At 61.5% G+C, this 12,000-nt stretch carries 9 protein-coding genes; 4 read left to right on the top strand and 5 right to left on the bottom strand.

Features of this window, described 5'->3' with window-relative positions; all coding sequences use genetic code 11:
* The first annotated feature begins 1 nt into the window (after nucleotide 1).
* Nucleotides 2–1,312 carry a 3-deoxy-D-manno-octulosonic acid transferase gene (locus ACR0IR_RS02630; protein ID WP_170364518.1) on the top strand — a complete coding sequence of 437 codons (1,311 nt, stop codon included), beginning with the start codon at nucleotides 2–4 and terminating at the stop codon, nucleotides 1,310–1,312.
* Between the two features lie 39 nt (nucleotides 1,313–1,351).
* Here ACR0IR_RS02630 and ACR0IR_RS02625 read toward each other — a convergent pair whose 3' ends face one another.
* From ACR0IR_RS02625 to ACR0IR_RS02605, 5 genes are read right to left on the bottom strand one after another with little or no spacing between them, the layout of a single operon-like run.
* A complete protein-coding gene (locus ACR0IR_RS02625; RefSeq protein WP_170364520.1) occupies nucleotides 1,352–2,515 on the bottom strand; it encodes a M20 aminoacylase family protein in 1,164 nt (387 codons plus the stop codon).
* A gap of 25 nt (nucleotides 2,516–2,540) precedes the next feature.
* Nucleotides 2,541–3,704, bottom strand: coding sequence for a M20 aminoacylase family protein (locus ACR0IR_RS02620; RefSeq protein ID WP_170340969.1), 1,164 nt, complete (start codon nucleotides 3,702–3,704; stop codon nucleotides 2,541–2,543).
* 16 nt (nucleotides 3,705–3,720) lie between these two features.
* Nucleotides 3,721–4,887 carry a M20 aminoacylase family protein gene (locus ACR0IR_RS02615; protein ID WP_170357322.1) on the bottom strand — a complete coding sequence of 389 codons (1,167 nt, stop codon included), beginning with the start codon at nucleotides 4,885–4,887 and terminating at the stop codon, nucleotides 3,721–3,723.
* Nucleotides 4,888–4,943: 56 nt separating this feature from the next.
* The gene (gene argE / locus ACR0IR_RS02610) at nucleotides 4,944–6,110 is read right to left on the bottom strand and encodes an acetylornithine deacetylase (RefSeq protein WP_170364522.1); all 1,167 of its coding nucleotides are present in this window, start codon (nucleotides 6,108–6,110) and stop codon (nucleotides 4,944–4,946) included.
* A 5-nt stretch (nucleotides 6,111–6,115) separates the two neighbouring features.
* Nucleotides 6,116–7,936, bottom strand: coding sequence for an ABC transporter ATP-binding protein (locus ACR0IR_RS02605; protein ID WP_480632784.1), 1,821 nt, complete (start codon nucleotides 7,934–7,936; stop codon nucleotides 6,116–6,118).
* A gap of 282 nt (nucleotides 7,937–8,218) precedes the next feature.
* On the opposite strand from ACR0IR_RS02605, the gene ACR0IR_RS02600 reads away from it, so the two are divergent.
* From ACR0IR_RS02600 to ACR0IR_RS02590, 3 genes are all read left to right on the top strand, one after another.
* A complete protein-coding gene (locus ACR0IR_RS02600) occupies nucleotides 8,219–9,925 on the top strand; it encodes a peptide ABC transporter substrate-binding protein (RefSeq protein WP_093965071.1) in 1,707 nt (568 codons plus the stop codon).
* 94 nt (nucleotides 9,926–10,019) lie between these two features.
* Nucleotides 10,020–11,027, top strand: a complete 1,008-nt coding sequence (locus ACR0IR_RS02595; RefSeq protein WP_170340351.1) for an ABC transporter permease — start codon at nucleotides 10,020–10,022, stop codon at nucleotides 11,025–11,027.
* On the top strand, nucleotides 11,020–12,000 hold the full coding sequence (locus ACR0IR_RS02590; RefSeq protein ID WP_093964881.1) for an ABC transporter permease: 981 nt from the start codon (nucleotides 11,020–11,022) through the stop codon (nucleotides 11,998–12,000). The genes ACR0IR_RS02595 and ACR0IR_RS02590 overlap by 8 nt, the downstream gene beginning before the upstream one ends.

Raw genomic sequence — 12,000 nt, 5'->3', positions numbered from 1 at the left:
CATGGCAGACCAGTCGGGGCAACCCACGACGCTGTACCGTATGTACTGCGCGTTGACGTCCATCGCCATGCCATTGGCCTGGCGCACCGTTCGCGCCAAGCTGCAGACGGCGGGTGTTTCCGAGGTCCGTCAGCGCGAGCGGCTGGGCCATGCGAGCCAGCCCCGCCCCGACGGTCGGCTGATCTGGTTCCATGCGGCAAGCGTGGGCGAGAGCCTGTCGGTTCTGAGCCTGATCAAGCGCATCAGTGAACGGATCGAGGATGCGCAGTTCCTGATCACCTCTGGCACCCCGACCTCGGCGGCGCTGGTGGAAAAACGTCTACCACCGCGCACCCGCCACCAATACCCCCCGCTGGACAGCGCCGGACCGGTGGCGCGGTTTCTGGATCACTGGCGGCCCGATGCCGGCGTCTTCGTCGAAAGCGAGATCTGGCCACGACTGATCGTCGAGACCGCCCAGCGTGGAACGCCTCTGGCCCTGCTGAACGCGCGCCTGTCCGAGAAATCGGTGGCCGGGTGGAAGAAGCGCCCCGACACCGCCCGCTTTGTCCTAGGCCAGTTCCGCCTGTTCCTGACGCAAAACGACCGCACGGCCGCAAACCTGATCGCCATGGGCGCACCCGCCGATCTGGTGCAGCCCGGAACCAACCTCAAGGCCATGTCCGATCCGCTGCCGGTGGATCAGGACACGCTGACGCAGATCCGCGCGCAGATCGGCGCGCGGCCGGTCTGGATCGCCAGCTCGACCCATGCGGGCGAGGAGGAGACCGTTCTGGCCGCCCATGCCGAATTGCTGAACCGCAGGCCCGATCTCCTGCTGCTGCTGATCCCCCGCCACCCGGAACGGCGGGACGAGGTCTGCGCCTTGATCGATGCCGCGGGTCAAAGCCATGCCCTGCGCAGCGCCGGGCAGCCGGTTACCCACGACACGCAGGTCTATGTGGCCGATACGCTGGGCGAAACCGGAACGTGGTACGCGTTGTGTCCGATCGTGTTTCTGGGCGGGTCTCTGAAAGAGATCGGCGGCCACAACCCGTTCGAACCTGCTCAGGCCGGGGCCGCGGTGATCACCGGGCCGGGTTACTACAATTTCGCCGAGACATTTGCCCCGCTGGTGGACAGCGGCGGCGCGGTCGAAGTCGCTTCGGCACCCGAGTTGGCCAAGGCGGTCGAGCTTTGGCTGTCGGACAGATCGGCGCTGGCAGCGGCGCAAGCGGCGGCGCAAACCTGCGTGAACACCCAGAAATCGGCGCTGGATTCGGTTGTGGATACGCTATGCGACAAGCTGGGTTTGGAGGACGCAGGACCCTGACCGCTAACGGCAGCGGGAGCCTGCGCCCCCGCCACGGTATCAGGCTGCGGGCATCCGCTGTTCGACAATCTCGGCCCACCAGCTGCAACCGGCAGGGATCGCCTCGTCGTTGAAGTTGTATTCCGGGTGGTGAACCATCGCGGTATCACCATTGCCGACCAGGATATAGGCACCGGGACGCTCTTCCAGCATGTAGGCGAAGTCTTCGCCGCCCATGACCAAAGGTGCCTCCTCGCAGGCCCCTGAGATCGAGCGGGCGACCTCGGCGGCGAATTCGGTCTGCTCGTCGCTGTTGATCATGACCGGATAGCCCCGGATATAAGTGACATCGGCAGTACCGCCGAATGTCGCGGCGACGCCCGAGCAGATTTCGTTGATGCGCTGCTCAGCAAGGTCGCGCATCTCTTTGCTCATCGTGCGCACGGTGCCCTTGATCTGCACTTTCTGCGGGATCACGTTGAACGCCTTCGACGAAGTCTCGAACGAGGTGACCGAAACAACGACCTGATCGATCGGATCGGCATTGCGCGACGCGATGGTCTGCAACGCCAGAACGGCCTGCGCAGTCATGACAGTGGTGTCCACGGTTTCATGCGGTTTGGCGGCATGGCCGCCACGACCTTCGAACGTGATATCGAACTGATCAGTCGCCGCGAAGAACGCCCCCGGCCGGATCGAGAAGCTGCCCACAGGTTTACCGGGCCAATTGTGCATTCCGTAGACTTCCTGAATGCCCCAACGCTCCATCAGGTTGTCTTCGCACATCTCGCGGCCGCCGCCGCCGCCCTCCTCGGCGGGTTGGAAGATCACAACGACGGTTCCGTCGAAATTGCGCGTTTCGGACAGGTATTTGGCCGCCCCCAGCAGCATGGCGGTGTGGCCGTCATGGCCGCAGGCATGCATCGCACCCGGCGTTTTCGAAGCATAGTCCAAACCCGTCGCCTCGTGGATCGGCAAAGCGTCCATATCCGCCCGCAATCCGATCACCTTCCCCTTGGTGTCGGCCTTGCCCTTGATCACCCCGACAACTCCGGTGCGGCCAATCCCCGTGACCACCTCGTCGCAGCCGAATTCTTTCAGCTTTTCCGCAACCAGCGCACTGGTGCGATGCGTATCGAACAGAATTTCAGGATTCTCGTGAATATCACGCCGCCAGGCGGTGATTTCATCCTGCAATTCGGCAAAGCGGTTCTTCACTGGCATCTTCGTCTTCTCTCCTTAAAAAATCTCAGGCCACCGGCATCCGGCGTTCGACCATCTCTGCAAACCACGAGCATCCGATCGGAATGATCTCGTCATTGAAATCGTATTCGGGGTGGTGAAGCCCGGCGCTGTCGCCATTTCCCAAGACTATGAAGGCCCCGGGACGTTCCTGCAACATGAACGAGAAGTCTTCGCCCCCCATCACCATCGGTGCCTCGGCACAGCTGCCACCGACGGCAATTGCCGCGGATTCTGCATATCCGGTCTGCTCTTCCGCGTTGATCGTGACCGGAACGCCGCGCGAGTAGGTCACCGTGGCGGTGCCACCCATGGTCGCCGCGACACCTTGCACAACTTCATTCAGTCTCAGTTCGATCAGGTCGCGCACCTCGTTCGAATGGGTGCGGACAGTGCCGCGCAGCCGGGCCGATTGCGGGATCACGTTGAACGCATTCGACGAAGTCTCGACCGCAGTGACCGACAGAACGGCCTGCAAGATCGGGTCGGCGTTACGCGAAACTATGGTCTGCAGGGCCACGATCAGTTGCGACAGCATGACCGTAGTATCCACGGTTTCCTGCGGCTTGGCGGCATGACCGCCGCGGCCTTCAAGATGGATGTCGAACTCGTCCGCCGCCGCCAGCAGAGGCCCGGAGCGAATGGCAAACTGCCCGGTCGGCAGGCCCGGCACGTTGTGCATCGCATAGACTTCCTGGATGCCGAAGCGGTCCATCAACCCGTCCTGGCACATGGCTTCAGCACCGTTGCCGCCTTCTTCGGCCGGTTGAAAGATCACGATCGCGGTCCCATCGAAGTTTCGGGTCTCGGCCAGATATTTGGCGGCGCCCAGAACCATCGCAGTGTGACCGTCATGGCCACAGGCATGCATGGCGCCCGCAGTCTTGGAGGCATATTCCGCTCCCGTCTGCTCTTGCATTGGCAGCGCATCCATATCGGCCCGCAGACCAATCACCCGGCCTTGGGTGTCGGTCCTGCCCTTGATCACGCCGACTACCCCGGTCCGGCCAATTCCGGTCACGACATCGTCGCAACCGAACTCTTTCAGTTTTTCCGCAACCAATGCGCTGGTCCGATGGGTATCGTAGAGAATTTCGGGGTGTTGATGTATGTCGCGCCGCCAACCGGTGATTTCGGGGTGCATTTCGGCAAAACGGTTCTTGATCGGCATGACTGTCTTTCCTGTTTCAGGCGATGGGCATTCGTCGTTCGACAAGCTCGGCGAACCAGCTGCATCCGGCCGGAATGGCCTGGTCGTCGAAATTGTATTCGGGATGGTGGCACATGGCCGTGTCGCCGTTCCCCAAGAAGATGTAGGCTCCGGGCCGTTCTTCAAGCATGTAGGCGAAGTCTTCCGACGGCATGATCGGATCCGTTGCGTCATTGACCTTGCCGGCCACCGCCTCGGCGGCTTCGGCGGCGAAGGCCGTTTCCGCCTCGGAATTCACCGTCACCGGGTAGCCGGGCGTCCAGGTCACGCGGGCTTTCGCGCCAAAAGCCGAGGCTGTGTCTTCGGCGATCCGGCGCACGCGCTCCTCGGCGATGCCACGGTATTCCGGGTCCAGTGTGCGAACCGTGCCCTGCAGCCGGACCGTGTGCGCAATCACGTTCGAGGCGACGCTGTCAGTTTCAAACGTCCCCACCGTCAGCACCACCCGTCGGATTGGATCAACGGTGCGGGATACAACCGATTGCAGCGCAACCACGATATGCGATGCCACCAAGGTTGTGTCGATGGCTTCATGCGGCGCGGCGGCATGGCCACCTTTGCCGGTCACGACAATCTCGAACTCGTCCGACGACGCCAGCAGCGCGCCGGGCCGGATTGCGAACTCTCCGACAGGCAGGCCGGGCATGTTGTGCAAGCCGTAGACTTCCTGAATGCCCCAGCGATCCATAAGCCCATCACGGCACATGGCCAGACCGCCGGCCCCGCCTTCTTCAGCCGGTTGAAAGATCAGAACCACCGTTCCGTCGAAATTGCGCGTTTCAGCAAGGTATTGCGCAGCGCCGAGCAAGATCGACGTGTGCCCGTCATGCCCGCAGGCGTGCATTTTGCCCGGCACGGTCGAGGCATAGTCCAGTCCGGTCGCCTCGTTGATCGGCAAGGCATCCATGTCGGCCCGCAACCCGATCACCCGCCCCTGCGTGTCCGTCCGCCCTCGGATCACGGCCACGACACCGGTTTTGCCTATACCCGGCGTGATTTCATCGACACCGAACGCCTTGAGCCGGTCGACAACGAAGCCGGCGGTTTCATGCACGTCGTACATCAACTCGGGATGCGCATGCAGGTGCCGCCGCCACTTGGTTATCTCGGCGTGCATTTCAGCAAGTCTGTTTTTGACCGGCATGTTCAACTCTCCGAGCTTCTGACTGAAATCCTGAGTTTCCAGTGCCTCTTTTTGGGTCACGCCGCCAGTTTGTAGACCAGACGCTGCATGAAGTCATGGCCGGCGTTGAACTGAGCGATCGTGATGTATTCGTTCGGCTGGTGCGCCTGGGCGATATCTCCGGGCCCACAGATCACGGCCGAGTAACCGGCTTCCTGAAACTGACCGGCTTCGGTGCCATAGCTGACGACATGGGTTGCGTTGTCGCCCGTAAGGGCGCGCACCAGCGTCTCGGCTTCGCCATCGGTTTCCGGGACCAACGCCGGAACGGCAAAGCTGGCCTTCACCTCGATATGGGCGTCAGGATGCACTTGCTGCATCTTCTCTTCCGCCACTCTTACCTGTTCCAGATATGCTTCTTTCCAAGCTGATGCCTGCTCGCCGGGGACGACCCGGAAATCCATCATGAAACGGCAATCCTTGGCCGTTATGTTGTGCGCAGTGCCGCCCTTGATCATGCCCACGTGGCAGGTTGTCCAAGGAGGATCAAAGACTGCCGCGATGTCGCTGGGGTCCGCCGCCATGTTGATGTCGTTCTGGGCATTTGCCCAGTCGATCAGCGGCGCGGCATACATGATCGCATTGACACCAGTATGCATGATCGAACTGTGCACCTCGTATCCAACCATGTGGGTATCGTAGCCGAAACCGCCCTTGTGGCCGGTGACAGCCTGCATCATCGACGGCTCGCCCACCACCACGGCCGAGCCCTTGGGCAGAACCTCCTGCATGGCGACGATCATGGGCGGCGCACCGGTGCAGCCGACCTCCTCGTCAAAGCTCAGCGCCAATTGCAGCGGGCGCTTGACGTCGGCGTACTGCGCCTCGACCAGCGCCCAGATGGCGAGGGCGTCAAAGCCCTTCATGTCACAGGTGCCACGTCCGAAATACTTGCCGTCCCGTTCGGTCACGACAAACGGGTCGCTGTCCCAGGGTTGTCCGTCCACCGGCACCACATCCGTGTGACCGGAAAGCACGACCGCGCCTTCCTCCCGGGGGCCGACATGGGCAAACAGGGCCGCCTTGTGCGGCTGATCCGGATCCGGCCATCGGTGGGCGCGGATGCCGTGGCCGTTCAGGTAGTCTTCGACCCAGTCGACCAGCGGCAGGTTGCTGTCGCGGCTGACGGTGGGAAACGAGATCAGCTTGGTCATGATCTCAAGCGGAGTCAGGCGCTGTGGCATATGGGTCAGTAGCCGCTGTCGGTCGTCAGGATGAAGTGGCCCGGCTCGACCTCGCGGTATTCCGAAGGCGCAGGCTCATAGCCGATTGGGTGAATTGGAGACGGGATCGGTTTGAAATTCAAATCTTTTTCCGTTTTGCGCTGATTGGGATCGGCGATCGGAACCGCCTTCATCAATGCCTGCGTATAGGGGTGCTGTGGGTTCTCGAAAACACGCGCCCTTGGGCCCAGTTCGACGATCCGGCCCAGATACATCACACCCACGTGGTGGCTGACCCGCTCAACCACGGCCATGTCGTGGCTGATAAACAGATAGCTCAGGCCAAGTTCGGACTGCAATTCCATCATCAGGTTCAGAACCTGCGCCTGAACAGAAACGTCCAGCGCGGAAACGGCTTCGTCCGCAATGATCAGTTTCGGGTTCAGGGCCAGCGCCCGGGCAATCGCAATTCGCTGCCGCTGCCCACCCGACATTTCGTGCGGGAACCGGCGCATGAAGCTGCGTGGCAGGTGCACCTTGTCGAACAGCTGTGCGACCCGGTCTTGCAGTTCCGACCCCGACGCCACGCCATAGTTGCGCATCGGTTCGGCCACCTGATCAACCAACTGCATCTGCGGGTTCAGCGATGCGAAGGGGTCCTGAAAAATCATCTGCATGTCCAGGCGGGCCTTGCGCAGGCCCTTCTGGTCCAGCTTCATGATGTCCACACCATCAAGACTGATTTCACCGGCCATGGGCTCGATCAACCGCAGGATCGAGCGTCCGGCCGAGGATTTTCCACAACCCGACTCCCCGACGAGGCTCAGCGTCTGCCCTTTGTTCAGGGTGAACGAGACGTCTTCGACCGCGTGCACATTCGAAATGGTGCGGCGCAGGATCCCGCCTTTTACCGGGAACCGCGTGGTCAGGTTCCGGACTGACAGCAATACATCCTCGGTTCCGGGAATCGGGGCGATCTTCTGTCCTTCGACACCCAGCAACTTCATCGGCTCGGGGGCGGATTTTCCGCGCATCTCACCCAGCTTGGGCACCGCGGCCAGCAGAGCCTTGGTGTAGTCATGCTGAGGATTCTCGAAAATCTCGGTGACGGTGCCCTCTTCGACCTTGTTGCCGCGGTACATGACGACGACCCTGTCGGCCATCTGGGCGACCACGGCCATGTCATGGGTGATGAACATGACCGCCGTGCCGGTTTCACGCTTCAGCCGGTCCATCAAGGCGAGGATCTCGGCCTGGATCGTCACGTCCAGAGCCGTGGTGGGTTCATCGGCGATCAGCAGGCGCGGCTCGCAGGCCATGGCCATTGCGATCACAACCCGCTGGCGCATCCCGCCCGACAATTCGTGCGGATACTGCTTGAGCCGCCGCTCGGGTTCGGGGATGCGGACCTGTTTCAGCAGTTCCAAGGCGCGTGCTTCGGCCTGGGACTTGGACATATCCTTGTGAATCCGCAGCCCTTCGGTCAGCTGTCGCCCGACCGTGAAAACAGGGTTCAGCGCAGTCATCGGTTCCTGAAAGATCATCCCGATTTCGTTGCCGCGAATCTGCTTCATGAGGTCCTGATCGGCCTTGGCCAGATCCAGTTCGGTCCCGTCGTTGCGGTCGAAAATCAACTGTCCGCCGGCGATTTCACCCCCGCCGAATTCAACAAGGCGCATCAATGACAACGAAGATACGGACTTGCCCGATCCCGATTCGCCCACGATGCAGACGGTTTCGCCCGGACGGACCTCGAACGAGACGTCCTCGACCCCGACGACGGGCCCATCCTTGGTTTGGAATTCGACCCGAAGTTCCCTGATCTGGGCGATAGGCTGATCCAGCACGCGAGCGCTCCCCTTGGCTGCATGAGTGTTTTCTTTGCCGAACGCTAAGGCGGGCTGACAGGAAAAGTCAAACGCATTGCCAGTTTCGCTGCGGCAAGGCTTGCAATTTCTGCAAACTCTGTTTCGATACCCCGCGTAACCGTGCCGAGAAATTGGGCGTAGTGCGCAGAAATTTGCGCAATTGTCTTTTGTTTCAGTGGCTTGAGCCCGGCACGGCAACGCCAAATCCGCAGGCCTTGCGGAGAAAATCGAGACACGAATGTGTCCAACAAGGAGTGTATGATGAAAATCAAAACCCTTTTGCTTGGTGCGATTGCAAGCACGGCGATGGCCCCGATGGCCATGGCCGAGCGCGGATCGGACGGCAACGTCAGCATCATCTATTGGCAAGCACCCTCGATCCTGAACCCGTTCCTGTCGGGCGGCACCAAAGACGTCGAAGCGGCCTCGCTGGTGATCGAACCTCTGGCCCGCTACGACCAGGACGGCAACATGGTGCCGTATCTGGCAGCCGAAATCCCGACCGTCGAAAACGGCGGCGTGAGCGAGGACCTCACCTCGATCACGTGGAAGATCGCTCCGGGGATAACCTGGTCGGATGGCACGCCGTTCACCTCGGCCGACGTGAAATTCACCGCCGACTACTGCATGGACCCCGAAGGTGGCTGTGCGCAGGTGACCAAGTTCGAAGGCGTCACCAGCGTCGAAGCTGTGGATGATCTGACCGTCAAAGTCACTTTCGACAAGCCGACCCCGTTCCCCTACGGTCCGTTCGTCGGCGGTGAAAGCCCGATCATTCAGGCAGCTCAGTTCGCGGACTGCATGGGCGCGAAAGCTCCGGAATGCACCGAGCAGAACTTCAACCCGATCGGCACCGGCCCGTTTGTCGTCACCGAATTCAAGCCAAACGACGTGATCACCTTCAAGGCCAACGACAACTATCGTGACCCGGCGAAACCGGCCTTCGCAACCGTGACCTTCAAGGGCGGCGGCGATGCGACCGCGGCCGGTCGCGCCGTGATGGAAACCGGCGAGTTCGACTATGCCTGGAACCTGCAGCTGGCGCCCGAAGTGATCGCGCAAATGCAGGAAGGCGGCAAAGGCACTCCGGTGGCAGGCTTTGGCCCGCTGGTCGAGCGCATCATGCTGAACCAGACCAACCCGTCGCCCGAACTACCGGAAGGCGAGCGTTCGACGGCCAAGCACCCGCACCCGTTCCTGCAGGATCCGGCGGTCTACAAGGCTATGTCGATGGCAATCGACCGCCCGCTGCTGGTTGAGATCGGCTATGGCCAGGCGGGTAAAGTGACCTGCAACTGGGTCCCGGCTCCGGCTGCGTTCAACTCGACCTCGATGACCTGCGACACGCAGGATATCGAAGGCGCCAAGAAACTGCTGGATGATGCCGGCATCGTCGACACCGACGGCGACGGCGTCCGCGAGAAGGATGGCGTTCCGCTGAAGATCGTCTATCAGACCTCGACCAACGCCGTCCGTCAGGACTTCCAGGCGCTGATCAAGGAATGGTGGAGCCAGATCGGCATTGAAACCGAACTGCGCAACATCAACGCTTCGGTCTTCTTCGGTGGTGACCCGGGCTCGCCCGACACGTTCCAGAAGTTCTATGCGGACGTTGAAATGTACGCCAACACCTTCAACGGCACCGACCCGCAAAGCTATCTGGGCAACGGCCTGTGCGACAAGGCACCGCGTCCCGAGACCCAGTGGCAGGGTGAAAACATCAGCCGCTTCTGCAACGAAGAGTTCGACAAGCTGCATGCCCAACTGGCGCAGACCGCCGGTCTGGAGCAGCGCGCCGAAATCGCGAAGCAGCTGAACGACATCATGGTTCAGAACGGCGGCATGATCCCGCTGGTCCACCGTGGTCGTCTGTCGGCCCACGCAAACACTCTGGGCGGTGTCGTCCTGAACGTGTGGGACAGCGAACTGTGGAACATCGCTGACTGGTACCGCAAGACCGGTTCCTAAGCGCTAGCCTTGCACAGCCGCGTCCCGATCTGTATCGGGGCGCGGTCTTTCGCAAGTTCCACCAACAAGAAGACGCATATAAAGGCGCCTCTTAATGCTCAACTTCACCATTCGACGACTGATCCTGGCCGTTCCGACGCTGTTGTTCATCAGTCTCGTCATCTTCCTGTTGCTCGAGCTCGCCCCCGGCGACCCGATGGCACAGGTTCCGCTTACCGTTCCGCCTGAAGTCAAAGAGAAGATGCGCGAGGCGCTTGGCCTCGGCCAGCCTATGCATGTCCGGTTCTGGAAATGGATCGTGCAGTTCTTCTGGATCGAACCGCAGGTTTTGGTCGACCACATCTTTGGCACTACCTTTTCCGAAGGTGACCTGCGTGTGATTTCGTGGCAGACCCGCTCGCCCGTCATGGACATCGTCGTTCAGCGTATCCCGCAGACCCTGTGGGTTGTAGGCACCGCCTATGTGGTCGCCATCCTGATCGCCCTGCCCATCGGTATCTATTCGGCCTATCGCCAGTATTCGTGGTTCGACCAGATGGGCACCTTCGTGTCGATGGTCGGCTTCTCGGTTCCGCCGTTCTTCTCGGGGGTGCTCGTGATCGTGATCTTCTCGGTCCAGTTGGGCTGGTTCCCGTCGATCTATGACACGACGCATGTGGTCAATGACTGGGACAGCTTCGTCGTTCAGCTGAAACAGATGATCATGCCCGTGATGGTGCTGGCGCTGCAGATCACCGCGCAGCTCAGCCGGTTCATGCGCGCCTCGATGCTGGACAACCTGAACCAGGATTACGTCCGTACCGCCCGCGCCAAGGGCCTGAGCGAATACACCGTCGTCATGGTACATGTCCTGCGCAACTCGATGATCCCGGTGGTTACCGTGATCGCTCTGGGTATTCCGGCGATCTTTGGTGGCGCGATCATCACCGAGCAGGTGTTCAAGGTGAACGGCATCGGCCAGCTGCTGATCGGCGCCATTCAGGCCAATGACTTGCCGATGGTGCAGACGCTGACCTTCATCTTTGCCGTGTTGATCGTCCTGTTCAACCTGATCGCGGACGTTCTTTACGGCATTCTGGACCCGAGGATCCGCTATGACTGATCACAATCAATCAGACACGCTGGTCCCTGATGAGGGCCTGGCGCCGGCCTCGACGGCCTTGCCGACTGCCGATGTAATGGAAGAACTGACCACCCCGCCCCGCAGCCAGTGGCGCGACGTGTGGGACCAGTTCAAGACCCACAAGGGCGCCATGATCGGCGCGATGCTGTTCATCTTCATCGTCGCGGCCGTCTACCTTGGCCCGTTCCTGTGGACCATCGACCCGACCCAGATCGACATCCGTGCCCGCAACCAGGGGCCCAGCTGGGCCCATCCGTTCGGCACCGATCAGCTGGGCCGGGACATCATGGCGCGAATGATGTCTGGGGGGCAGACCTCGGTATCGGTCGGCATCACCGCGATGCTGCTGGCGCTGTTCCTGGGGTCGTTCATCGGCGTGGTTGCCGGGTTCTTCAAACGGCTGGACGGGCCGCTGATGCGCCTGACCGACCTGTTCCTGGCCCTGCCGCTGCTGCCGCTGCTGCTGGTGATGATGCTGCTGTTCCGCGAACCTCTATCCGCTGCGTTCGGGCTTGAACGTGGGATCTTCATCCTGATCGTCTGCGCCATCGGCATCACCTCGTGGATGCCCACGGCGCGGATCGTGCGTGGCGACGTTCTGGCGATCAAGGAACGCGAGTTCGTTCTGGCCGCCCGCTCGATCGGCACCAGCAACACGCAGATCATCACACGGCACATCCTGCCCAACGTGCTGTCGCCGATCATGGTGTCGGCCACGCTGGGCATCGCCACGGCGATCATCACGGAAAGCGCGCTGTCCTTCCTGGGGCTGGGCTTCCCGCCTGACTTCCCCACCTGGGGCCGGCTACTGTTCGATGGCGTCGACTATCTGCAGCAATACCCCGAGCGTGTGTTCTGGCCCGGCCTGGCGATCTCGCTGACCGTTCTCAGCGTGAACTACCTGGGCGACGGCCTGCGCGATGCGCTCGATCCGCGTATCCGCGGACGCTGA

Source organism: Ruegeria sp. CF2 (genome assembly GCF_056537385.1).
The sequence above is the reverse complement of the archived record's forward strand: the minus strand, read 5'-3'. Positions and strand labels throughout refer to the sequence as shown.